This window comes from Leifsonia sp. Y878 (genome assembly GCF_057669685.1).
In genome coordinates this window covers 94,228-117,969 of sequence record NZ_JBYHFS010000002.1, presented here as the reverse complement: position 1 = coordinate 117,969, position 23,742 = coordinate 94,228, and the positions used below count along the sequence as shown (strand labels likewise).

Below are 23,742 nucleotides of genomic sequence, written 5' to 3'. Positions count from 1 at the left end.
GACGGTCGTTGAATGGTGCGCGCGGGAATCGAGCTAGATGGGCAGGCCGGTGTACTGCTCGGCGAGCGAGCGCTGGGCGTGCAGCGAGTGCGTGACGTAGTCGAGCTGGCCGAGCTGGCTGCGGTAGTCGAAGGCGCTTGACTGCAGGTCACCGGGGTGACGGTGCAGCATCTCGGTCATCCACTGCGAGAACTGCTGGGTGCGCCACTGCCTGGCCAGCGCGGCGGCGCCGTAGCCCGAGAGCTCGGCGTCGTCGCCCGCATAGTGGTCGATGAGGCCGGCGGCGAGTTTGGCGACGTCTGAGATGGCCGAGTTCAGGCCCTTCGCTCCGGTCGGCGGCACGATGTGACCGGCGTCGCCCACCAGGAACAGCGAGTGGTAGTCGAGGCGGGAGGCGACGAAGCTGCGCATCGGCGTGATCGATTTCTCGGTGATCTCGCCTTCGTGCAGCGTCCAGCCCGCAATGCCGAGGCGCCGGTGCAGCGCATCCCAGATGCGTTCGTCTGACCAGTGGGTGATGTCGTCTGCCGGGTCGACCTGCAGGTACAGCCGAGACACACTCGGCGAGCGCATCGAGTGCATGGCGAAGCCCTCGTCGTGCAGGGCGTAGATGAGTTCATCGGTCGACGGGGCGACCTCTGCCAGGATGCCGAGCCAGGCGAACGGATAGCTGCGGTCGAACAACGTGATCGATTCGCGCGGAATGGCCGCGCGGCAGACGCCGTGGAAACCATCTGCGCCGACCACGAAATCGGCCTCGATCACATGCGCATCGCCGTCGTGGACGAAGGAGACGCTCGGGTGACTGGATTCGAGGTCGTGCACCGCGACATCCGCTGCCTCGTAATAGATGGTTGAGCCGGCGCTGGTGTGCGCGTCGGTCAGGTCTTTGACGACTTCCTGCTGGCCGTACACCGTGACGGTGCGTCCGATGAGGGCGTTGAAGTCGATGCGGTGTCGCTCCCCAGCAAACTGCAGGTAGATGCCGTCGTGCACGAGGCCCTCGGCAGCAAGGCGGTCGCCGAGGCCGAGACGGGTGAGCGTCTCGACGGAGCCCTGCTCGAGCACGCCGGCGCGGATGCGCGCACGCACATACTCCTCGGAGCGATTCTCGACGACGATCGCATCGATGCCTGCGTCGCGGAGGGCCCAGCTGAGCAGCAGGCCAGCAGGACCTGCGCCGACGATCGCGACACGAGTGGTTTCGTTCGGCACGGTGGACCTTCCTAGCAGCAGTGACAGGGTGGTCCCAGTGTGCGCGTGCACGCCGCGTCGTGCCTACCCTTTTCCACTGAGTGGAATATTGAGATGAGAAACGAGGAGAAGATTCCTACTGGCCAGCTCGCCGGTAGCCGAGCGCACGGCTCACGCCATGGGCGGCCGTGCGAACTGCCTGCTCCTGCTCTGGCCCGCGCGACGAGTGCGATGAAGCCGGCTCTGCGAGGTCCGCGGTTCTGGTCACTGTCGACACCGCGGCCACGACCTGCCCCGTGCGATCCCTGATCGGCGCAGCCACCGAGCTCGATCCCGCCGTCATCTCCTCCGACATGTGCGCGATGCCATGGGCGCGGATGCCGGCCAGTCGGTTCCGCAGGTCCTGCGGCGAAATCACGGTCTGCGGCAAAAAGCGCTGCAGCGGCGTGGCCAGATACGCCTGGACGACCTCGGTCGGCGCAAACGCCAGCAGCACCAACCCGACTCCCGTCGAGTGCAGGGGCAACCGCCCGCCCACCCTGGAGATGATCGGCACCGCACTGTGTCCAGAGAGTTTCTCCAGGTAGAGGGCGTCGTGGCCGTCGAGAATCGCCAGGTGCACGTGCTCACGCGAGCTCTCGTAGAGGTCTTCCAGGTACGGCAGGGCGATGGTGCGGAGGTTCCGCGCCGTCGGCGTTTGCACACCGAGCTCCCAGAGCCGCATGCCGAGCGCGTATCGCCCATCGTCCTGCCGGGTCAGCCCACCCCAGGTCACCCATTCCGCCACGAGCCTGTGCGTGGTCGAGAGCGGCAGGCCAGCCCGCTCTGCGATCGCACTCAGGCTGAGGGAGGTGGCGACAGTCGGCGTCGCGAACGCATCGGCGATCGCAAACAGGCGTGCAGCCACCGAACGGTCATCGACCGGGAGCGCAGCTTCGCCCTCGGGGACTCGTCGCTTCGCTGGCTTCCCTGACATCGCCACCACGCTACTGGAACTCTCGCCTCGCGGCCGGCGCGGCGAACCAATCATCCGGCACAAGGCACAATAGAGAGGTGACTGATTCCATGCTTACCCTCTTCGACGAGGGTGAGCTCCCGTCACTGGCCTACCTGCCCAGCGCAGTTGTGGCCCCTGCTGCCCCTGTTCCCCCGGCCGCCATCATCCCGCCGGCTCCCCGTCGCCTGGTCACGCGCACGCCACACGTGCAACGCATCGTCGCCGACTCCACCGACCGCGTCGCCTGGCTCCGCGCACGCAGCCAGGGCATCACGGCAACGGATGTCGCCAAGCTCGCGACCCCCAAATCCGTCCAGAACGCGGCGTACGACAAGATGCACGGCACCAGCTTCGGCGGCAACAGCTACACCGACCACGGGCGGGCCCGCGAACCGGAGATCGCCGCCTGGGTGCTGCGCAATTACGGCATCGAACCGAGTACCGCCCTGTTCCGCTCCGAATCCCACGCGCGGCACCTGGCCACGCCAGACGGGGTCGTGCTCACGCCGACCGGCGAGCTTGAACTCGCCGAGATCAAGACGACAAGCAAGGCGTGGCGCAGCATCCCGCGCTCGTATCTGCGCCAGGTTTGGTGGCAGCAATACGTACTCGGCGCCGAGCGCACCCTGGTGGTCTGGGAGCAGCACACCGACTTCGTGCCGGTGGGCGACGAACCAGAATGCCAGTGGGTCGACCGCGACGACGACCAGATCGCCATCCTGGTGGGGTTCGCCAACCAGCTGATCGATATCCTCGATCGCCAGGCGACGAGCAACGCCCGCACGCCCATGACCACCCAGTACCCGCCGCCAGACGACTACGACTACGGGTACTGAGCCCGGCTGAGCGGCAGCCAAGCTCGGCGGCACCCGCACTACGCGGGCGGCTGCAGCTTTCGGGTACGACTGGTCGCAATAAGCCCTGCGCCAACGGCCAGGATCACCACCGTGATCAGCAGCACGTAGAACACGACCCCGCGATACCCGCCAGGCTGGTCAGGGTTCAGGAACGGGTACGGATACCAGTCGACCAGCGCACCGCGGAACATCGTGTACACCGCCCACACCACAGGGAAGATCGCGATGATCCACAGTCGTCGCCAGTCAATCGGCGTGCGCCCAGGCGCAAACAGCCAGTCGAGCAACAGGTACAACGGCGCCCACAGGTGCAGTATCTCGTTCGACCAGCCGAGCGTCGTCTCCAGGTCGAGTGACACATCACGCAGCAGCAGGTTGTAGACGATCCCCGTCGTCACCATATAGGTGGCAACGGATGCCCGCACGAGCGTGAACCAGTCAGGGTCAATCCGCAATCTGAAGCAGAACCACCCGCCGACCAGCAGCACGATCACGGCGATGCAGTTGGACAGCACCGTGAAGAAGCTGAAGAAGTTCGTGAGGAACCGGCCGACATCCGCTGGCTGAAACGACAGGCTGAAGCTGAGCTGGGCGATCACCGCGACGGTGATACCGAGAGCCGCGATGATGCGTATCGATCCGTACGTCCGTCTCACGGGTCCAGAATAGTCCCATGGGAATCATGTCTGACCTGCCAGAAACCATGCGTGCGCTCGTCATTTATCGCACCGGTTCACCCGACGAATTACGCGTGGCTGAGGTACCCATGCCCGCTGTCATCACCGACGAGGTGCTCGTTCGCGTTGTGGCGGCCGGCATCAATCCCATCGACGCCAAGACGCGGGCAGGGTCTGGCGCATCCGCTGCCATCAGCGCGTTCCCCGTCGTGCTCGGCAACGACTTCAGCGGCGTCGTGGTGAAGTCCCCCTATGAGACGTTCCCCCTGCAGCCGGGCGATGCCGTCTACGGCATGGGTCGCACGCCCCGCACGCCGGGCACCTACGCAGAGTACGTGCCTGTGACAGGCATGAGCGTCGCGAAGAAGCCGGCCAACCTGTCGTTCACTGAGGCAGCCGGAGTTCCCCTGGCCGCGATGACCGCGTGGGGCATGGTGTACACCGTCGCCCAGGTGCAGCCGGGTCAGCGCGTACTGGTGCATGCCGGCAGCGGCGGCGTCGGACACTTCGCGGTGCAGTTCGCCCGCATCATCGGCGCAGAGGTCATCGCCACCGGCTCCGCAGGCAACCGTGACTTTCTCCGCGAGCTCGGCGCGACCGAGGTCATCGACTACACCGCAGAGCGCTTCGACGAGGTGCTCGCCGACAACAAGGTCGACGTCGTCATCGACCTCATCGGCAACGTGCACGACAACACCGGCAGCCGCTCACTCAGCGTCATCCAGCCCGGCGGCATCCTCGTGAATGCCCCGACCGGCAGCTGGCCGACGATGGCCGCAGAGGCTGAGGCAGCCGGCATCCGTTCGAGCAGCTTCAAGGTGCCAGCGGATGCTCGCACGCTCGAGAAGATCACCGCCCTCATCGAGGCCGGCGCCGTGCGCGTGAACATCGACCAGGTCTTCGACCTGGCAGAGGGAGCGGATGCCCATCGCGCGCTCGAGGCAGGTCACACCAGGGGCAAGATCGTGCTGCGGGTGTCGTCTGGCGCCTAGTTCGTGCCGCCAGCCTTGTCGTGCGAGCTGAGCGCTGCCGCGACGTCCGGAACATACCGACTGAGCTCCCGCGGCGGCCGCTCATAGTCCGTCGCCGGTGGCCGCTTCGGGATCTCAACGCGCGGAGGCTGGATGGCCTCGTACGGCACCTGTGACAGGAAGTGACTGATCATGTTCAGCCGCGAGGCCCGCTTGTCTTCGCTCTCGACGGTCCACCACGGTGCCTCAGGGATATCGGTGTGCACGAACATCTCATCTTTGGCTTTGGAGTAGTCCACCCACTTGGTGATGGAGAGCACGTCGGTCTCCGACAACTTCCAGCGACGCATCGGGTCGTTCAGGCGTGAGCGAAACCGCGCTTCCTGTTCGACGTCGGAGACGGAGAACCAGTACTTGAGCAGGATGATGCCGTCTTCGACGAGCATCCGCTCAAAGATCGGCGTCTGGTGCAGGAACTCGCGGTACTGGTCTGGCGTGCAGTAGCCCATCACGCGTTCCACCCCTGCCCTGTTGTACCAGGAGCGGTCCATGAGCACGATCTCGCCCTTCGTCGGCAGATGCTCGATGTATCGCTGGTAGTACCACTGGCCGCGCTGCCGCTCAGTGGGAGTGGGCAGCGCCACGATCCGCGCGAGGCGCGGGTTGAGGTATTCGGTGACCCGCTTGATCGCAGACCCCTTGCCTGCGCCGTCCCTGCCCTCGAAGATCACGACAACCCTGGCGCCCGATTCCTTGACCCATTGCTGCATGGTCACCAGATCGGCCTGCAAACGACGGAGCTCGGCCTCATAGAGCGCCTTGGGCACCCGCTTGAGGTGCTTGAGGTGCTTAGGCTTCTCCGGCTTCTTGGATTTCTCCGCCATGCTGAACTCCCTCGTTCGCGCCCAGCCTAGTTCGGCGCCGCATGTCAGAGGACGCTCAGCATGACGTGGTCATGGTGCAGCTCTGATCCGACAGCGAATGTCTTTGCCCCGACGACGGAGAATCCACTCTTCTCGTAAAAGCGGATTGCCCGGGAATTCTGCTGGTTGACGCCGAGCCAGACGCTCACCGCCTGCCGGTCACGGGCCACCTCAAGGGTTGCCGCCATCAGGGGCGCGGCAACCCCTGACCCATGGCGGTCGCCGAGCACGTAGACCTTGCTGAGCTCAACCGTTGGGCGGGCGGTGACGGCAGCTGCGGCATCCGCGCTCGAGGGTTCGCCGAAGACAAGCATCGTGTAGCCGGCGGCCACACCGTCGTGAATGGCCAGGCGGATGTCGCGCTCAGGGTCTGCCAGGTAGTGCTCGAACCGCTCCTCGCTGAGAGTGCTGGCAATGAAGTCTTCGATGTCTTCAGGGGTGGTCCCCGGAGGGCACGCCAGCGCGAAGGTTGCGGCGGCGACGGCGGCGAGCTCCGGGGCATCGGCGGGCACGGCCTGGCGAATCGTGACGGTCATGCTGCCAGCCTAGTTACCCGCTCAGAGGAATCGGGCGTACGCCCCGACGGTGAGGAATGTCGGGAATTCCGGCTCAAGTGCGGCAGCACGGAACACCTCCAGTGCGTCGTCGAAGCGATCACCCTCGGTGCGGGGCAGCGATTCGAATACCTCTGTCACCAGCGTCTCAACATAAGGCAGGTCTATCCGGCGGCCATCGGCCGTCTGGGAGTCGTTGTGGATCCACTGCCAGATCTGCGAGCGAGAGATCTCTGCCGTTGCCGCATCCTCCATCAGGTTGTCAATCGCTGCCGCGCCGACGCCGCGCAGCCACGATTCGATGTACCGCAGCGCGATCACGACGTTGCCACGCACCCCGGTTTCCGTGATGGTGCCGCCGATCGAGACGATATCGAGCAACTGGGCCGGCGAGACTGTGACGTCGCCCCTCAGTCGGTCGAGTTGGTTGGGCTGCTCCCCGAGAACCGCATCGAACTCGGCCTGCGCTGTTGGGATGAGGTCGGGGTGCGCCACCCAGGTGCCGTCGAAGCCGTCACCGGCCTCACGGTTCTTGTCTGCCGCTACCTGCGCCAGGGCGTTGGCCGTCACCAGCGGATCACGCCGGTTGGGGATGAACGCGCTCATACCGCCAATCGCGAATGCACCCCTCTGATGACAGGTCGACACGAGAAGCTCTGTGTACGCGCGCATGAACGGCACGGTCATCGTGATCTGCGTGCGGTCGGGGAAGACAAAGCGACTTCCCCGTGCCCTGAACGCTTTGATGATGCTGAAGATGTAGTCCCAGCGACCGGCGTTCAGCCCTGCGCAGTGATCCCGCAGTTCGTAGAGGATCTCCTCCATCTCGAACGCCGCGTGGATGGTCTCGATCAGCACGGTGGCCCGGATGGTGCCGCGCGCAATGCCGATCCGCTCCTCAGCGAAGCTGAAGATGTCGTTCCAGAGGCGCGCCTCGCGGTGGCTCTCAAGCTTTGGCAGGTAGAAGTACGGTCCGCTGCCCTGGTCGATGAGCGCCCGCGCGTTGTGGAAGACGTACAGGCCGAAGTCGACCAGGCTGCCTGACGCGGCCATCCGTCTGTTCGCCCTGTCGACGAAGGTGATGTGTTTCTCGACGAGGTGCCAGCCACGCGGACGCATCACGATCGTCGGCGTCGCTTCATCGGGGCCAGAACCGGTGACTTCGTAGTGCTTGCCCTCTGGGCTGGTGAAGCTGAGCTCCCCTCGCACGGCGTCGCGCAGCGTCAACTGTCCCTCTATAACGTTGGCCCAGGTAGGGCTGGTGGCATCTTCCTGGTCGGCCAACCAGACCTTCGCGCCAGAGTTCAGCGCGTTGATGGCCATCTTCGGGTCGGTGGGCCCGGTAATTTCAACGCGGCGGTCCTCAAGCCCTGGGCCAGCGCCGGCGACGCGCCACGACGGGTCGTTCCGAATGTGCGCGGTCTCCGGCAGGAACTTCGGGTCGCGACCGTTGGCCGCATCGACCCTGCTCTGCAGCCTGGCGGCCAGCAGGTCGTGACGGATGCCGGCGAACCTGTCATGCAGTTCGGCCAGGAAGTCGAGCGCCTCTGGCGTCAGGACCTGTGCGTATCGCTCACCGACATCACCGGTGACCTCGAGGTGTGGGCGAATGGTCTGGAAGCTGCCCGTAGCCGGGCGTTCCAGAGTCTCGGTTGCTGATTCAGTCATGATCTGTTCTCCTTCGAAAGTTGGGGTTCAGTGCCGCGTGCCTGGTTCTGTCTAGAACTGTTCGGACTCCGTGGAGCCGACCAGGGCGAGCGTTGCGCTGTTCGGGTTCAGTGCTGTTGCAATCCGGTCGAAGTAGCCGGTGCCGACCTCTCGCTGGTGGCGGGTCGCGGTGTAGCCGGCGCTCTCTGATGCGAACTCGGCTTCCTGCAGGTCGACATAGGCACTCATCTGGCGCTCGGCGTAGTCGGCCGCGAGCGTGAACATTGAGTGGTTGAGCGCGTGGAACCCGGCCAGCGTGATGAACTGGAAGGTGTATCCCACTGCCGCGAGCTCCCGTTGGAAGGCGGCGATCTGCTCGTCATTCAGGTGGGATTTCCAGTTGAACGACGGTGAGCAGTTGTAGGCGAGTTTCTTGCCTGGGAAGTCCTGGTGGATCCGTTCAGCGAAGCGGATGGCGAGCTCAAGGTCTGGCTCGCTGCTCTCGACCCAAAGCAGGTCGGCATACGGCGCATACGCGAGGCCGCGGGCGATGACGGTGTCGATGCCGTTGTTCACCTCATAGAACCCCTCAGCCGTGCGGGTGCCGGTGAGGAACTCCTGGTCGCGTGGATCGATGTCGCTCGTGAGCAGCGTGGCGGCGAGCGCGTCTGTGCGGGCGATGATGATCGACGGCACGCCGGCGACATCCGCTGCCAGCCGGGCTGCGTTCAGGGTGCGGACATGCTGGCTGGTCGGCACGAGCACCTTGCCGCCCATGTGCCCGCACTTCTTCTCGCTGGCCAGCTGGTCTTCCCAGTGCACGCCGGCCGCCCCAGCCTCGATCATCGACTGCATGAGCTCGTAGGCATTCAGCGGCCCACCGAACCCTGCTTCGGCGTCTGCGACGATCGGGGCCAGCCAGTCGCGAACGACCTCTGCTGTTCGGCCCTGCTGACCCTGCTGGCCCTGCTCGCTCTGCTCGATCTGGTCTGCGCGCAGCAGCGCGTTGTTGATGCGGCGCACGACCGCCGGAACCGAGTTCGCCGGGTAGAGCGACTGGTCTGGGTAGGTCTGACCGGAGAGGTTGGCATCCGCTGCCACCTGCCAGCCAGACAGGTAGATGGCCTTCAGGCCGGCCCGCACCTGCTGCACAGCCTGGTTGCCGGTGAGCGCTCCGAGCGCTGACACCCAGTGCGGGTCTTCAGGGGTGCCGCTGTCGTTGATCAGCTCCCACAGGTTCTCGGCTCCCCGGCGAGCGAGGGTGCGCTCCTCGCGGACGGTGCCGCGGAGCGCAATGACGTCTTCTGCGGTGTAGTCGCGACGGATGCCGTTCCAGCGGGGGTCAGCCGCCCACTCGAGTGCGAGCTCTGCAGCGGTCTGCGTCTGGTCACCTGGACGGGTGGTGTTCTGTGTGCTGCTGGCGTTTCGGTCCATGAGAGTGCCTCCATTGGCTTCGGTCTGAGTCCACTGTGCGGGCGGCCTGGAGGTGTTGATCCGGATTGGTCTGCAGAAATACCCGGCTATTTCTGTTTGCCAGAACAACCGGGCCATGTGAGCATGAATCATGATCATCGACGATCGATCCGCATCTCCCACGACGGATGCCGCGAATGGGCCAGCAGAGACCGACGCGCTCACGCTGGGCCGCCGCATCCGTGAACTGCGCACAGTGCGGGGTATGACGCTGGAGGAGCTGTCGAGCGCGGTCGAGCGCGCACCGTCGCAGGTGTCGATGATTGAGAACGGCAACCGCGAACCCCGGCTCGACATGCTGCGCTCCCTCGCCGCGGCACTCGGCACCACCGTTGACGACCTGGTGAAGGCCGAAGCACCCTCTGAACGTGCCGCCCTGGAGATCGCGGTCGAACGGGCACAGCGCGGACCGGTGTTCGAGGCGCTGCGCCTGCCGAAACTCCGCGTGAATAAAGGACTCAGCGACGAGAACCTGCAGACCATCCTCGCGCTGCACGGCGAGATCGAGCGGCTGCACCGCGAACGCGCTGCGACGCCGGAGGAAGCCAGACGGGCGAATGCAGAGCTCCGCGCCACGATGCGCGCACGCGACAACTACTTCCCAGAGCTCGAGGCAGAGGCACTGAAGCTGCTGACAGCCGTCGGGCATTCCGGCGGGCCGGTCTCGCAGCAGGTGGTTGCCGACATGGCGACGCACCTCGGCTATTCACTGCACTACGTCGGGGATCTCCCACATTCCACGCGCTCTGTGACAGATAAGAGGTATGGCCGCATCTACCTGCCGATGGAACGGTCGGAGTCCCGCGACTCGCGCTCCCCGATCGTGCAGGCGTTCGCCAGTCATCTCTGCGGCCACGAAGAGCCGAGAAGTTATGCCGATTTTCTGCGACAGCGTATCGAGACCAACTATCTGACCGCCGCCATCCTGTTGCCGGAGAAAGATACGGTGAAACTGCTCACCGAGGCGAAGAACCTCCGCCGCATCTCCATGGAAGACCTGCGGGATGCCTTCTCCGTGTCGTATGAGACAGCGGCGCACCGCTTCACCAATCTCGCCACGGCCAGGCTCGGCATCCCGGTGCACTTCATGAAGGTGCACGAATCGGGCACCATCATCAAGGCGTACGAGAACGATTCGGTCCGATTCCCGAGCGACGCCCTGGGAGCCGTCGAGGGCACGACGGTGTGCCGCAGCTGGACAGCGCGAACCGTGTTCGACGTCGAAGACCGCTTCAGCCCCTGGTACCAGTACACCGACACTCCCTCTGGCACGTTCTGGTGCACCTCACGGGTGGAGAAGGCCAGGGAAGGTGAGTACTCGGTGAGTGTTGGCGTGCCATTCGCCCACGTGAAGTGGTTCCGCGGGCGGGAGACAATCCATCGCGCCGTGTCGACGTGCCCCGACGAGCGCTGCTGCAAGCGGGCGCCCGACGATCTCGCCGAGCGCTGGGCCGGCCAGTCGTGGCCGGCGGCACGCACCCCAACCAGCCTGCTCGCTGCCGTGCGCGCACAGGTCAACTCGCCCACCTACCTCGCCGCCGTCTGGAGCAAACGCTCCTCTGCGCTCGTGCATCCGGCAAAGCTCGCCGCTGAACTCGCGCGCGCCGCCACGGAACTCGGTGTTGAGATCTTCGAGCACTCCCCCGTCAGCGCCCTCGACACGTCAGGCCTGAGCCCAGCGCAGGGCACGGCGGTGCGAACGGGCACAGCCCGCGTTCTGGCGAAGAAGACCGCGCTGGCGACCAACGTCTTCCCGTCACTGCTCAAGCGCAACCGCCTGTCGACGGTTCCGGTCTACGACTATGCGCTGATGACAGAGCCGCTGGATGCCGCGCAGCTCGCGGACATCGGCTGGGAGAACCGGCAGGGCCTTGGCGACCTGGCCAACCAGTTCCACTACTACCGGTTGAGCCGCGACAACCGCATCCTGTTCGGCGGCTATGACGCCATCTACCACTACGGTCGCCGGGTGCGCGCAGAGTACGAAGACCGCCCCACCACCTACAACACCCTTGGCCACCACTTCTTCACCACGTTCCCGCAGCTGGAAGGCCTGAAGTTCACCCACCGCTGGGCCGGCGCCATCGACACGTCGACCCGCTTCTGCGCGTTCTTCGGCACGGCACGCGGCGGACGCATCGCGTACGCGGCAGGCTTCACCGGCCTGGGTGTTGCCGCAACGCACTTCGCCGCAGAGGTGATGCTCGACAAGATCGAAGGAAAAGACACCGAACGCACTCGCCTGGCCATGGTGCGCGAGACCCCGCTTCCGTTCCCGCCTGAGCCTCTCGCATCCGTTGGAGTGCAGGTCACTCGGTGGTCACTCGACCGAGCCGACCACAACAAGGGAAAGCGCAACCTCATTTTGAAGACCCTGGATGCCGTCGGCCTCGGTTTCGACTCCTGAAGAAACGAAGGACAATGCTTGACACCTCGCTGAAAATCACCGCGACAGAACTCGGCATCGAGCTCGAGCCTGTTGCCGCGGAGCAACGCCTTGCGGGACATCCGCACACCGGGTCGGCCACGCTGGGTGAATTCGGCGGCAGCGAGATCGGTGTCTGGGAGATGACCCCAGGAGCCATGAGCGACGTCGAGGCCGACGAGATCTTCATCGTGCTGTTCGGCACCGGTTCCGTCGAGTTCGACGAGACCGGCGAAACCGTGCAGCTCGCTCCCGGCGACGTGATGCGCCTGCGCGCTGGCCAGCGCACGGTCTGGACGATCACGCAGACGCTCCGGAAGATCTACGTCGCGTAGCTGCGGCAGCACTGGCCTGTGCCTGGGCGCCGCGTCATAACACCGCCGCGTCATAACACCGCCGTGTCATAACAGGGATCGAAGCGGAGTCCACCCGATCGGCAACGGACCGCGAATATCGGCCCGTGCCCTGTCAGACGCGGCCGACCAGCCCTGGGCATCGTCGGCAGCGGAGTGGCGAACGGCCCCTCGAGCGACGCGGAAGCCGACATCCTCAAGGATCGCGTCTGGCGCACTTCCTCGGCGAACCGAGGCGCGGCAGCTCCACGATTGATCAGCCCAGCCTCCGCCCCTGAGCGCGCGGTAGTCGCCGTACCGCGCGGTGTCGGCATAGTCCCAGCACCACTCCCAGACGTTGCCGAGCGTGTCGTAGAGCCCCCAGGCATTCGGTGATTTCCGGGCAACCACCTGAGGCCCATCGACACCATCGGCGGCCGTCCATGCCACCTCACTCAGGGGCCCGTACGTTGGCGTGTCCGTGCCGGCCCTGCAGGCGAACTCCCACTCGGCTTCGGTGGGCAGGCGGTAACCATCTGAATCGACGTTCCACCGCACGCTGCGGCCGCCGATCGAGTACGCAGCGGGGATTCCGGCCGCGGAGGACGCGGCATTGCACCACTCGATCGCGGCGAACCAGGACACGGCGTGTGCGGGAACGTTGGATGAGCCGAAGCGCACCGGTGTCGTGCTGATCGTGAATGACCGGAGTGCAACGTCTCGCGAACCACCGGTGCGGGCGTCCCGCATCGTGATGAGCCCACCAGGAACCGGGGCGAAACTCACGGAATCGACGGTCATCAGTCGAGCGTACTGGCTTGTAGCGGTCGGTCATCGAAGCTAACCTGAGCAAAACTCGCATGCGCCAGGCGTGAGCCAGCGATGCGAGTCTTCCTGTTCCGTGACGCTTGGGAGGATCGCCCATGCCGCTGTATGACTTCCGCTGTCCAGACGGAACGTCGTTTGAAGCCGCGTTCCCCATGGCCACAGTGCCGGATGCCGCGGCGTGCCCAGAGTGCCATCAGCAGTCGCCCCGCCAGATGAGTTCGCCGCGGCTGTCGATTGCCACGAGCGCCGAATTCAAGCTCATCGACTCCACGCAGCGAAGCGCCCACGAACCGGAGGTGGTCTCCGGCCGCACCGGATCCTCCAGGCAGGGCACCAGGTACACCAGCAACCCGTTGCATCGAAAGCTCCCGCGCCCATGATCGGGCGCAAGATCCAATCCAAGTACAACGTCGTTTAAGGAGAAAACACCATGCCAGAAGTGATCTTCCCGCTCGATTCGACCAAGAAGTTCGAGGATCAGGCGAAGCTCGGCCACAACCGGTGGCACCCCGAAATTCCCCCCGTTGCCACGGTCAAGGCCGGGGACGTGTTCCGCGTCGATTGTCGGGAATGGTTCGACGGGGCCATCAAGAACGATGATTCGGCGCAGGACATCCTCGACGCACCGCTGCTGACCGTGCACAAGCTCTCTGGCCCCTTCGCTGTGGAAGGTGCCAGGCCAGGCGACCTGTTGATTGTCGACATCCTCGATGTTGGTCCGATTCCCCAGGAAGACACCGGCCCCCTCGCAGGGCAGGGGTGGGGCTACACCGGCATTTTCTCCCGCAACAATGGCGGCGGCTTCCTCACCGAACAGTTCCCCGATGCCTACAAGGCAATTTGGGACTTCACCGGGCAGGTCGCAACCTCCCGACACATTCCTGAGGTGTCATTCGAAGGCCTCATCCACCCCGGCCTGATGGGCACGGCGCCCTCTGCAGCGCTCCTCGCAACCTGGAACAAGCGCGAAGGCGATCTCATCGCCACCGACCCACACCGTGTGCCGCCACTTGCCCTGCCACCAGAGGCTGAGCATGCCGTGTTGGGCGGGGTGCCCCGCGAGCATTGGGCCCGCGTTGGCGGTGAAGCCGCTCGTACCGCACCGCCGCGTGAGAACGGCGGAAACCAGGACATCAAGAACCTGTCGAAGGGCTCCCGGATCTTCTATCCGGTATTCGTCGACGGCGCGAACCTGTCGCTCGGCGACCTGCACTTCTCCCAGGGAGACGGGGAGATCACCTTCTGCGGCGCGATCGAAATGGGTGGCTTCATAGACCTGCGGGTGGACATCATCAGCGGTGGCATGGACACCTATGGGGTTTCGGAGAACGCCATCTTCCTGCCGGGCAGGGTCGACCCGCAGTTCAGCGAATGGATTGCGTTCTCTGGCACCTCTGTCACCCTGGGCGGTGAGCAGCGCTACCTGGATTCGCACCTGTCATACCAGCGTGCCTGTCTCCATGCGATCGACTACCTCACGAAGTTCGGATACTCCCCAGAGCAGGCCTATCTGCTGTTGGGCGCAGCGCCGATCGAGGGCCGACTTTCCGGCGTGGTTGACATCCCGAACTCCTGCTCGACGGTCTACCTGCCAACGGCAATCTTCGACTTTGATGTCCGGCCGTCGGCCAGCGGTCCACATCAGGTGAAGTCCGGAATGGCTGCGCCTCGGGCGTCGAACAAGTAGGCCGCGGCGCTCGCGCCTAACCAGCGAATCAGGCTAGAGCCGGTGCGTCCTGATGCGCCGGCTCTTCCTGCTGTTCCGGCGCGTCCTCATCCACCAGCTCTGGCGACTTCCGAATGAAGAACGCACCAACGATCGCGAACAGCGAGATGATCGCTCCGACGAGGAATGCCATCCGCACCCCGCCTGCCGCCGCGACGTCCGGCGCAGCGCCCGCTACGAGCAGCGACGCGCTCTGCGACGCCATGATCGTGATGAAGACCGCCGTCCCAGCGGCACCGGCCACTTGCTGGACCGTGCCGAGAATCGCACTGCCGTGCGAGTAGAGCTTCGGCTGCACCGCTCCGAGCGCCGACGTGAAGAGCGGCGTGAACACGAGGGCAAGGCCGAGGCTCAGCACGATGTGCGCGCCGAGCACGTAGAACTGCGACGTGCTCTCGCTCACAATCGTGAGAGCCCAGAGCGCCGCGCTCACGATGATCGAGCCAGGGATCAACAGCGGGGCCGGGCCAACCCGGTCGTAGATCCGCCCGACGAACGGGGCAAGCACACCCATCAGCAGGCCACCGGGCAAGAGGAGCAGACCCGTGTTGACCGCTTCGAGGTGCAGCACCTGCTGCAGGTAGATCGGCAACAGGATGATCGTGCCGAACAGCGCCACCATGCTCACCGCCATCATCGCGATCGACACCGCGAAGGTCGGCGACCGGAATGTCCGGAGGTCGAGCAATGCCTTGTCAGTACGTTGCAGGATGAGCTGACGGATCACGAAGGCCGCGAGTGCCACAACGCCAACCCCAATGGATGCCCACACCTGTGTGACTGCCATGGCATCCGCTGCAGGCTGGCTGAGTTCGCCGACGCGGCTCAGCCCGTAGATCAGCCCACCAAAACCGAACGCAGACAGGATTACAGAGAACACGTCGATCGGCACCTTCTGCGGCACCGTGACATTCTCCACCCGACGGATGCCGATGATCAGCATCACGATGGCGATGGGCAGCACGAGCCAGAACATCCAGCGCCAGGTCAGGGTGTCGAGGATGATGCCGGAAATGGTCGGTCCGATTGCGGGAGCCACGGAAATGACGATGGAGACGTTGCCCATGGTCTTGCCGCGCGACGCCACAGGCACGAGCGTCATGATGGTCGTCATGAGCAGCGGCAACATGATTGCCGTTCCAGATGCCTGCACGACGCGGGCAAGCAGCAACATGCCGAACCCTGGCGCCAGCGCGGCCAGCAGCGTACCCACTGAGAACAGCGACATCGCGGCGATGAAGATCGGGCGGGTGTTGAACCGTTCGAGTAGGAACCCGGTGATGGGGATGACCACCGCCATGGTGAGCATGAATGCCGTCGAGAGCCATTGCGCCGTGGCAGCTTCGATGTCGAGATCGAGCATCAGGTCGCGCAGCGCCACGCTCATGATGGTCTCGTTGAGGATTACCACGAAGGATGCCGAGAGCAGCAGCCAGATCACCCGGCGGTTTCGCCGTGTGTGATCCAGCTGAGCGGTGGCGCTGGCCTGGGTCGATTCACGCTGGGTCGATTCACGCTGTGTCGATTCACTCACTGGCGATTCCATTCGTCGTCGGCGCGGCACGCTTTGCCACGTATCAGGGACGAAGAGAAGTAACCGAGAGCCAGCTCGGAGTATTCCGAGAAAATCCTGTTCTCTGACTGGTCGTTACGCGAACGCGTTCAGTCCGGTCAGGGCGCGGCCAATGACCAACTGGTGGATTTCATCCGTTCCCTCATAGGTGCGCACCGACTCAAGGTTGGCCAGGTGGCGCATCACGGGGAACTCACTCGTGATGCCGTCGCCGCCGAGGATCGTCCTGGCCTGCCTGGCGATCTCGATCGCTTCGCGCACACTGTTGAGCTTGCCAACGCTGATCTGTGCCGGGGTGAGTGCGCCCCGCTCCTTGAGCCGTCCGAGGTGCAGTGCCAGCAGTGTGCCCTTCTCGTACTCGACGAGCATGTCGGCCAGCTTCGCCTGCGTGAGCTGCATCGCTCCGATCGGCTTGCCGAACACGCTGCGCGTGCGTGAGCGTCCGATCGCGGCCTCAAGACATGTCCTGGCTGCGCCCATCGCTCCCCACACAATGCCGAACCTGGCTTCGTTCAGACAGCTGAACGGCGCCGACAAGCCGCGCGCCGCCGGAAGCTCTGCCCCTGCAGGCACCCGCACTGCCTCGAGGGTGACATCACACTGGATGGAGGCCCGCATAGAGAGCTTGGTGTCGATCGGCGTCGCGGTGAAGCCCGCCGCAGTGGTCGGCACAAGGAACCCGCGGATGCCGTCCTCGGTCGCAGCCCACACCACCGCGACATCCGCGATGCTGGCCAGGCCAATCCAGCGCTTTGAGCCGTCGATGATCCAGTCGCCGCCCTCCCTGCGCGCAACGGTCTGCATGGCTGACGGATCGCTGCCGCCCGTTGGTTCGGTGAGTGCGAAACAGCCCACGATCTGGCCGGCCGCCATGCCGGGCAGCCAGCGTTCCTTCTGCTCCTCTGAGCCGAATTTGGCGATGGCCGTCATGGCGAGGGATCCCTGCACAGACACGAAGGTGCGCCATCCGCTGTCTGCCGCTTCCAGCTCCTGGCAAACCAGCCCGTAGCTCACCGCGCTCGCCCCTGCTGCGCCGTAGCCGGTGAGGTGCATGCCCAGGAATCCGGCCGCCCCGAACTCGGCGACGAGCTCCCGGCGAAAGTGCTTGTCGTCGTAGTCCTGCTCGATGGTCGGCAGGATGCGCTCTGTCGCGAAGGTACGTGCCTTCTGCTGCCACGCGCGTTCCTCGTCGCTGAGCAGGGCGTCGAGGTCGAAGACCTCATTGACGTACAGCTCTGTGCCGGTGCCGGCACGGGTGAACTCGGTTGTGGTGGTGCCTGTTTCCGTCACTGCACGTCTGCTTTCAGGTGGGGGTGGTGGGCTGGGTGTGGTTGGGAAGCGCTGGACTGCGTGGGCTCGTGCCAGTCGGCGCCCGCGTGCTCACCGAGCGTTGGGGGCACCGATCGATACGCGGCAGGGGCACCAGACAGGTGGATCGGGTTGGCCACCTGCCGACTGACCTGGCCGCTGGCGTCCTGCAGGTCGACGACGGCAGCCAGTCCGAGGTCGGCGGCGAATGCGAATCCTTCGTCGATGGTGTTCACGACACCGGCTGGCACCCCGGCATCGGTCAGGGCTGCGACCCACGACGCGGCGGTGGCGGCAGCCAGGCATCCGTTCAGGGTGTCGCGCAGCTCTTCCCTGTGTGCGACCCTGCGCTCGTTGGTCAGATAACGCGGGTCGTCGGCGAGCGTCGGCGCACCGATGAGCCGAGCGAGGGTGCGGAACTGCCGGTCGTTTCCGACGGCGATGATGAGCTCACGATCCGCGGCTGAAAACGATTCGTACGGCGCAATGCTCGGGTGAGCGTTACCGTGCCTGGCCGGTGAGACGCCGGTGGCGAGGGTGCTCGATGCCTGGTTGGTGAGCGCGGCGAGCAGGGTGGTGAGCAGGTCGACCTCAAGGTGCTGGCCGGTTCCCGTCTGGTCTCGGGCACGCAGTGCGAGCAGGATCCCGCTGAACGCGTTCTGCCCCGTGAGCACGTCGACGAGTGCAACACCCACCTTGCTCGGCTCACCGTCGACCGGTCCCGTGATGCTCATGAGCCCGCCGACACCCTGCACGAGCAGGTCGTAGCCGGCCAGGTGCGCGCCTGCCCCGCTGCCGAATCCGGTGATCGAGCAGTACACGACGCCGGGGTTCTCGGCGCGGAGCGTGTCGAAATCAAGGCCGAAGCGTTCCATCACCCCCGGTCGGAAGTTCTCGACCACCACGTCGGCGCTGGCAGCCAGGCGTCTGGCCTCTGCCAGCCCCGCGGCTGTCGCCAGGTCGCACACGACAGAGCGCTTGTTGCGGTTGAGCCCCGCGAAGTACGTCGACCCGCCATGGGCATCGACGGGCGGCAGCCAACCCCTGGTCTCGTCGCCAGACGGGCTTTCGATCTTGATGACGTCGGCACCGAAATCGGCCAGCATCATGGTGGCGTACGGGCCGGCCAGCACTCGGGAGAAATCGGCGACGCGAATGCCGGCAAGCGGGCCCGCTGCTGCATCGTTGCCCTGTTCACCCCGCACTGGCTCGCCTCCTCGCGTCCAGTGCGATCCTATACCGGATGTTTTCCCCGATAGATTGGCACCATGGCGGCTGAGCGACTCCCCGGTGCACGCGAAGCCGTCTTCGCGCAGTTGAACGAGGCCGGCCGCTCAGAGCAGGTGGCACAACGACTCTCCGACGCGATCATCCTGGGCGTCCTGGCCTCCGGAGAGCGCCTGCCGACCGAACAAGATCTTGCGAAGCGCTTCGGCGTCGCCCTCATCACCGTGCGCGAGGGCCTCGGAATCCTGCGCGACGCCGAACTCATCGAGACCAGGCGCGGCCGCGAGGGCGGCAGCTTCATCACGACGAACCCGGCCCCGCACGGTGCGCTGCTCGCGGCGCGACTCCGCACGCTGGCCAGGGTCGACATCAGCGATATGGCCGTGTACTTTGCCACGATCGCGGCCGGGTCAGCGGAACGCGCAGCAACGCGGGCATCCATCGACGATGCGGCGCGCCTGGCCGCCTGGCTCGCCTCTGCGGACTTCAGCACGGCGGCTGCCGCCCGCACCAATGCGGGAGGATTCCACCTGGAACTCGCGGTACTCAGCCAGTCCCCCCGCCTGGTGCGCGAGCAGATCAGCCTGCAGGCAGATTTCGGGCCCCTGCTGCTCATGTCGATGATGGATGCGTCAGCCAGGGAGCGTCTCGCCGCCGAGAACGCCGCCATCGTCGCCGCCGTGGCTGTCCAGGACGCCGGGGAAGCGCGCTCACTCGTCACCGCCCAGATCCAGCACCTTGCCGAGTGGTTGCTCGCCGCCAAGTCAACGATCGAACGAGGAGGCCACCTCGATGACAGTGCCTGACCAGCAGATGACAGTGCCTGACGAGCACACGACGCCGACGATGGTGGCCGCCGATGTCGGCGAGCTCTTCGGGCGGATCTTCTCCCAGCTCGATGAGTGGCGGGATCGCATCAGCACCAGCGACGTGACCGGCGCGCCCGGCGACCTCGATGCGCTCGTCGAGACGCTGGTCGTTCCCGAGCTCGCGGGATCGGATCCACTGTTCATCGGTGCTGGTTTCATCGGTGCTGGTTTCGCACTCACCCCCGATGTGCACTTCTCCTGGTGGCTGGGACCGCAGGGTGGCAATCCGGTCATTGCCCGTACTCTCGAACCGACGAGACTCGACCTGGCTACCCGCATCCATACCGAGTACCTGCGCGATTTCCGCTCGCTCGAGTGGTACAGCATCCCGGAGTCAACCCGGCGCGCCCACGTCACAGGACCGTACGTCGATCACCTCTGCACCTTCGAGTACATCCTGACCATCACCGTGCCGGTTCCCGCGCAGGGCGACGACCGCATGGTCGGCGTCGTCGGAGTGGATGTCGCCGTGCGAACCCTCGAGGACCGCCTCCTCCGCCGCTTTCTCGACTGCAATGCTCCCCTCGCGTTGCTCAGCCACAGCGGACGGGTCATCTTGTCGACACACCCCGCTGTCGTACCTGGGTCGCTACTTGACTCCGCTGTCGGCGAGCGTGTCCCCTGCCAGGGGACCCCGTTCACGCTGGCGACACTGCAGCCGAAACTGTACGGCTCGTCCATTCCTACCGGAAGCTAAGGCCCCTAAGCTGGTGGCTCAATCTGCGTCGCATGAAGGAGCCCCCATGAGTGACTATGCCGTCATCAACCCCGCGACCGGGGAAACGGTCAAGACTTATCCCCTGATCACCGATGAGCAGCTCGACGCTGCGATCGCGTCCGCGGCGGCAGCTCATCGCGATTGGTCACGGGCCAGCACCGTCAAGGACCGTGCCGCACTCATCCGCCGGGTCGGCGAGTTGCACACAGAGCGTCGCGACGAACTGGCCGCGATCATCGTTCGCGAGATGGGCAAGCCCATCGAACAGGCTCTCGGCGAGGTCGACTTCAGCGCCGACATCTATTCCTACTACGCAGAGCACGCCGTCGACCTGATGAAGGATGAGGCGATCACACTGCGCGACGGTGATGGGTCAGCGCTCATCCGCCGCAGCTCACTCGGCGTGCTGCTCGGCATCATGCCGTGGAACTTCCCGTACTACCAGGTGGCCCGATTCGCCGGCCCCAACCTCATCGTCGGCAACACCATCCTGCTCAAGCACGCCTCACAGTGCCCGGAATCCGCCGCGGCCATCGAGCAGATCTTCCACGACGCCGGCTTCCCCGTCGGCGCATACGTCAACATCTACGCGAGCAACGACCAGGTCGCCAGGGTCATCGCGGATCCCCGCGTGCATGGCGTCTCCCTCACCGGCTCTGAGCGCGCAGGGGCCGCCGTCGCAGAGGTGGCCGGCCGCAACCTGAAGAAGGTCGTTCTCGAACTCGGCGGCTCTGACCCGTTCATCCTGCTCAGCACCGACGACCTCGACGCCACCGTCGAAGCGGCCGTCGCTGCTCGCCTCGACAACAACGGCCAGTCCTGCAACGCGGCCAAGCGGTTCATCGTGGCCGACAGCCTCTACAACGAGTTCCTGGAGAAGTTCACGGCAGCGCTCGGAGCGGTGACCCCTGCCGACCCCACCTCGCCGGACACCGTGCTCGGCCCACTGTCTTCAGAGCTGGCCGCTGAGCGCCTGCAGGACCAGGTCGATCGTGCTGTCGCCCAGGGCGCAACGGTCGCCGTCGGTGGCGAGCGCAACGGCACCTTCTTCCCGTCGACAGTGCTCACGAACCTCACCCCTGACAATGACGCGTACCACGAGGAGTTCTTCGGCCCAGTGGCCTCCGTGTTCCGTGCCACGTCGGAGGACGACGCGATTCGTCTGGCCAACGACACCCCGTTCGGGCTCGGCTCCTACGTCTTCACAACGGATGCCGACCAGGCAGAACGCGTCGCCAACCGCATCGAGGCCGGCATGGTCTTCATCAACCTCGTCGGAGCTGACGGTGCAGAACTTCCGTTCGGTGGTGTCAAGCGTTCGGGTTCCGGCCGCGAGCTCGGCCGTTTCGGCGCAGACGAATTCGTCAACAAGAAGATGATCCGCATCGGCTAAGGACCAGATGCCCGAAACCGGACGAAAAACCAATCATCCGGTTCTATAGCTTTACCGACACACCTTTCGCTATGTTTGGCTCACCACTGAAGGCTCCTGGCCGTACTGGCCGGGAGCCTTCTCGGATCCTTCCCCGAAAGGTCAGCCATGTCAGTAGATGTGCCAGCGCAGAACGGGCTCGAAGACAGCGAACACCTCAAGGTGCTCGGCTACGACAACTCCTTCCACCGATCTATGTCCCTCTGGGGCAACTTCGCTCTCGGATTCACCTATCTCTCCCCGCTCGTCGGCGTGTACTCGCTCTTCGCCCTTGCCATGGCGACGGGTGGTCCGCCCTCCATTTTCTGGTTGTTCATCGTGGGTGGCGGACAGCTGCTCGTCGCGCTCGTCTTCGGCGAGGTCGTTTCCCAATACCCGATCGCCGGCGGCATCTACCCCTGGACACGGCGACTCTGGGGCAAGCGGTACGCCTGGATGGCCGCGTGGGTCTACATCTGGGCGATGCTCGTGACCATCACGGCCGTGGCGGAGTTCGGCAGCGGCTTCCTCGCCAGCCTGGTCGATGCCCCGATCACGAAAGAGGTCACACTCGTCCTGTCGATCGTCTTCCTGGTCGTCGCGTTCGCCTTCAATTTCTCCGGCACGAAGATGCTCGCCAGGGTCGCCAGGATCGGCCTCGCTGCCGAGTTGGTCGGTGTCATCGCCGTCGGCCTGTACCTGCTCATCTTCCAGCGCCAGCAGGAGTTCAGCATCTTCTTCGACTCGATGGGCGTCGAGGGCGATGGCAGCTACGGTGCTGCGTTCCTTGGTGCAGCCCTCGCAGGGCTGTTCCTGTTCTACGGGTTCGAGGCCTGCGGTGACGTCGCCGAAGAGGTGGCAGACCCGGCCAGGCGCATTCCGAAGGCCATGATCATGACGATCCTCGTCGGCGGCGTCTCCGCGCTGTTCGCCTTCGCCGGCTACGTCATGGCAGCCCCCGATCTCCAGGCCGTGGTCGACGGAACGGATGCCGACCCGATCCCACTCATCCTCGAATCGACGCTCGGCACTGTCGGCGCGAAGATCTTCCTCGTGATCGCCATCACCGCGTTCCTCTCCTGCGTGCTCAGCCTGCAGGCCGCGGCCAGCCGACTGCTGTTCTCGTTCGCACGCGACGGGATGATTCCAGGGCACCGCTGGCTCTCGCACGTCTCGCCGCGCACCGCGGTGCCGATCAACGCGCTGATCGTCGCCTGCTCGATCCCGCTGCTACTCTGCCTGCTGATCTACATCGGCTCCGACGCCCTGCTCACCCAGATCACGGCGTTCGCGGTCATCGGCATCTACGTCGCATTCCAGGCGGTCGTCCTCGCCGCCCTCCGGCAGCGGATCAAGGGCTGGAAGCCCGCCGGCCCGTTCAGCCTCGGTACCGCCGGGTACATCGTGAACGTTGTCGCCCTGCTCTACGGCATCTTCGCGATCATCCTGCTCGCACGCCCAGGAACATCCGGTGTCTTCCTCGACGACTGGATCGTGCTGATCGGTCTCGGCATTGTCATGATCAGCGGCCTGGCCTACTTGCTGCTCGCCAAGCCAGACCAGCAGTCGAATGCGCCAGAGGGCGATGCCATCGAGGTCGCGGAGCGGCTGCGGTCGCACGCCACGAACACCAGAGTCTGACCCACGTCGCCATGGAGATTCTGCAGGTTGCCCAGCACGCCGACGATCTCGATCGGGCGGCGGCGTTCTACACCGACCTGCTCGGCAGTCCCCCTGCGGCTCGCTTCGAGCCGCAGGGGCTGCTGTTCTTCAACGTCGGCATCTCCCGGCTGCTGCTGGAGAAGGCCGCGCCATCCGCTCTGATCTACCTGCAAGTCACTGACGTGCGTGACACCGTCGAGCGACTCCGCGCGCGGGGCGTCGCCATCGTCGACGAACCGCACGTGATCTTCAGCCACACCAACGACACGCTCGGGCCGGCAGGAACAGACGAGTGGATGGCGTTCATCACCGACAGCGAGGGCAACACCGTTGGCCTGGTGAGCCACGAACCACGGCACGACCCGTAGCC

Annotated in this window: 22 protein-coding genes; 11 read left to right on the top strand and 11 right to left on the bottom strand. The window is 65.1% G+C overall.

Features of this window, described 5'->3' with window-relative positions; all coding sequences use genetic code 11:
- Positions 1 to 33: 33 nt before the first annotated feature.
- Together AC25Y4_RS06860 and AC25Y4_RS06855 are read right to left on the bottom strand one after the other, a co-directional pair.
- Positions 34 to 1,215 carry a 4-hydroxybenzoate 3-monooxygenase gene (locus tag AC25Y4_RS06860; protein ID WP_488119650.1) on the bottom strand — a complete coding sequence of 394 codons (1,182 nt, stop codon included), beginning with the start codon at positions 1,213 to 1,215 and terminating at the stop codon, positions 34 to 36.
- A 115-nt stretch (positions 1,216 to 1,330) separates the two neighbouring features.
- Positions 1,331 to 2,170 carry an IclR family transcriptional regulator gene (locus AC25Y4_RS06855; protein ID WP_488119649.1) on the bottom strand — a complete coding sequence of 280 codons (840 nt, stop codon included), beginning with the start codon at positions 2,168 to 2,170 and terminating at the stop codon, positions 1,331 to 1,333.
- Between the two features lie 77 nt (positions 2,171 to 2,247).
- On the opposite strand from AC25Y4_RS06855, the gene AC25Y4_RS06850 reads away from it, so the two are divergent.
- A complete protein-coding gene (locus AC25Y4_RS06850) occupies positions 2,248 to 3,027 on the top strand; it encodes a YqaJ viral recombinase family protein (RefSeq protein ID WP_488119648.1) in 780 nt (259 codons plus the stop codon).
- Between the two features lie 38 nt (positions 3,028 to 3,065).
- On the opposite strand, the gene AC25Y4_RS06845 is transcribed toward AC25Y4_RS06850, so the two are convergent.
- Positions 3,066 to 3,704, bottom strand: coding sequence for a Pr6Pr family membrane protein (locus AC25Y4_RS06845; protein WP_488119647.1), 639 nt, complete (start codon positions 3,702 to 3,704; stop codon positions 3,066 to 3,068).
- Between the two features lie 17 nt (positions 3,705 to 3,721).
- On the opposite strand from AC25Y4_RS06845, the gene AC25Y4_RS06840 reads away from it, so the two are divergent.
- Positions 3,722 to 4,717 (top strand): NADP-dependent oxidoreductase, encoded by a 996-nt coding sequence (locus AC25Y4_RS06840; RefSeq protein WP_488119646.1) that lies wholly within the window; start codon positions 3,722 to 3,724, stop codon positions 4,715 to 4,717.
- On the opposite strand, the gene ppk2 is transcribed toward AC25Y4_RS06840, so the two are convergent.
- Genes ppk2 through aceA form a run of 4 tightly spaced genes read right to left on the bottom strand, consistent with a single transcriptional unit; the run spans position 4,714 to position 9,254 of the window.
- Entirely contained in the window at positions 4,714 to 5,580 is an 867-nt protein-coding gene (ppk2, locus tag AC25Y4_RS06835; protein WP_488119645.1) for a polyphosphate kinase 2, read from the bottom strand. The two genes, AC25Y4_RS06840 and ppk2, sit on opposite strands and share 4 nt — an antisense overlap.
- Before the next feature lie 44 nt (positions 5,581 to 5,624).
- Positions 5,625 to 6,155, bottom strand: coding sequence for a GNAT family N-acetyltransferase (locus tag AC25Y4_RS06830; protein WP_488119644.1), 531 nt, complete (start codon positions 6,153 to 6,155; stop codon positions 5,625 to 5,627).
- 21 nt (positions 6,156 to 6,176) lie between these two features.
- Positions 6,177 to 7,841, bottom strand: a complete 1,665-nt coding sequence (gene aceB, locus AC25Y4_RS06825) for a malate synthase A (protein ID WP_488119643.1) — start codon at positions 7,839 to 7,841, stop codon at positions 6,177 to 6,179.
- A 51-nt stretch (positions 7,842 to 7,892) separates the two neighbouring features.
- Positions 7,893 to 9,254 carry an isocitrate lyase gene (gene aceA / locus AC25Y4_RS06820; RefSeq protein ID WP_488119642.1) on the bottom strand — a complete coding sequence of 454 codons (1,362 nt, stop codon included), beginning with the start codon at positions 9,252 to 9,254 and terminating at the stop codon, positions 7,893 to 7,895.
- 130 nt (positions 9,255 to 9,384) lie between these two features.
- Between aceA and AC25Y4_RS06815 the strand changes: the two genes are divergently transcribed.
- Complete coding sequence (locus tag AC25Y4_RS06815; protein ID WP_488119641.1) at positions 9,385 to 11,700, top strand: FAD-dependent oxidoreductase; 2,316 nt, start codon at positions 9,385 to 9,387, stop codon at positions 11,698 to 11,700.
- A 14-nt stretch (positions 11,701 to 11,714) separates the two neighbouring features.
- Positions 11,715 to 12,053 (top strand): cupin domain-containing protein, encoded by a 339-nt coding sequence (locus AC25Y4_RS06810; RefSeq protein ID WP_488119640.1) that lies wholly within the window; start codon positions 11,715 to 11,717, stop codon positions 12,051 to 12,053.
- Between the two features lie 66 nt (positions 12,054 to 12,119).
- On the opposite strand, the gene AC25Y4_RS06805 is transcribed toward AC25Y4_RS06810, so the two are convergent.
- Entirely contained in the window at positions 12,120 to 12,851 is a 732-nt protein-coding gene (locus AC25Y4_RS06805) for a formylglycine-generating enzyme family protein (RefSeq protein ID WP_488119639.1), read from the bottom strand.
- A 122-nt stretch (positions 12,852 to 12,973) separates the two neighbouring features.
- Here AC25Y4_RS06805 and AC25Y4_RS06800 point away from each other — a divergent pair, with 122 nt between their 5' ends.
- Positions 12,974 to 13,258, top strand: coding sequence for a zinc ribbon domain-containing protein (locus tag AC25Y4_RS06800; protein WP_488119638.1), 285 nt, complete (start codon positions 12,974 to 12,976; stop codon positions 13,256 to 13,258).
- A gap of 50 nt (positions 13,259 to 13,308) precedes the next feature.
- Positions 13,309 to 14,565: a formamidase gene (gene fmdA / locus AC25Y4_RS06795; RefSeq protein WP_488119637.1), complete on the top strand. Its 1,257-nt coding sequence runs from the start codon at positions 13,309 to 13,311 to the stop codon at positions 14,563 to 14,565.
- Between the two features lie 28 nt (positions 14,566 to 14,593).
- Here fmdA and AC25Y4_RS06790 read toward each other — a convergent pair whose 3' ends face one another.
- The 3 genes from AC25Y4_RS06790 to AC25Y4_RS06780 all read right to left on the bottom strand — a co-directional run bounded on the left by AC25Y4_RS06790 (position 14,594) and on the right by AC25Y4_RS06780 (position 18,690).
- Positions 14,594 to 16,150: an MDR family MFS transporter gene (locus tag AC25Y4_RS06790; protein WP_488119636.1), complete on the bottom strand. Its 1,557-nt coding sequence runs from the start codon at positions 16,148 to 16,150 to the stop codon at positions 14,594 to 14,596.
- 102 nt (positions 16,151 to 16,252) lie between these two features.
- Positions 16,253 to 17,410: an acyl-CoA dehydrogenase family protein gene (locus AC25Y4_RS06785; RefSeq protein ID WP_488120438.1), complete on the bottom strand. Its 1,158-nt coding sequence runs from the start codon at positions 17,408 to 17,410 to the stop codon at positions 16,253 to 16,255.
- 53 nt (positions 17,411 to 17,463) lie between these two features.
- Positions 17,464 to 18,690 carry a CaiB/BaiF CoA transferase family protein gene (locus AC25Y4_RS06780; protein ID WP_488119635.1) on the bottom strand — a complete coding sequence of 409 codons (1,227 nt, stop codon included), beginning with the start codon at positions 18,688 to 18,690 and terminating at the stop codon, positions 17,464 to 17,466.
- Between the two features lie 63 nt (positions 18,691 to 18,753).
- Here AC25Y4_RS06780 and AC25Y4_RS06775 point away from each other — a divergent pair, with 63 nt between their 5' ends.
- The 5 genes from AC25Y4_RS06775 to AC25Y4_RS06755 all read left to right on the top strand — a co-directional run bounded on the left by AC25Y4_RS06775 (position 18,754) and on the right by AC25Y4_RS06755 (position 23,740).
- Entirely contained in the window at positions 18,754 to 19,518 is a 765-nt protein-coding gene (locus AC25Y4_RS06775; RefSeq protein WP_488119634.1) for a FadR/GntR family transcriptional regulator, read from the top strand.
- On the top strand, positions 19,505 to 20,278 hold the full coding sequence (locus AC25Y4_RS06770; protein WP_488119633.1) for a PDC sensor domain-containing protein: 774 nt from the start codon (positions 19,505 to 19,507) through the stop codon (positions 20,276 to 20,278). Before AC25Y4_RS06775 ends, AC25Y4_RS06770 begins: the two co-directional genes overlap by 14 nt.
- 46 nt (positions 20,279 to 20,324) lie before the next feature.
- Complete coding sequence (locus AC25Y4_RS06765; RefSeq protein WP_488119632.1) at positions 20,325 to 21,692, top strand: NAD-dependent succinate-semialdehyde dehydrogenase; 1,368 nt, start codon at positions 20,325 to 20,327, stop codon at positions 21,690 to 21,692.
- Positions 21,693 to 21,839: 147 nt separating this feature from the next.
- Positions 21,840 to 23,351: an APC family permease gene (locus AC25Y4_RS06760; protein WP_488119631.1), complete on the top strand. Its 1,512-nt coding sequence runs from the start codon at positions 21,840 to 21,842 to the stop codon at positions 23,349 to 23,351.
- Between the two features lie 11 nt (positions 23,352 to 23,362).
- Positions 23,363 to 23,740, top strand: a complete 378-nt coding sequence (locus tag AC25Y4_RS06755) for a VOC family protein (protein WP_488119630.1) — start codon at positions 23,363 to 23,365, stop codon at positions 23,738 to 23,740.
- Positions 23,741 to 23,742 lie beyond the last annotated feature (2 nt).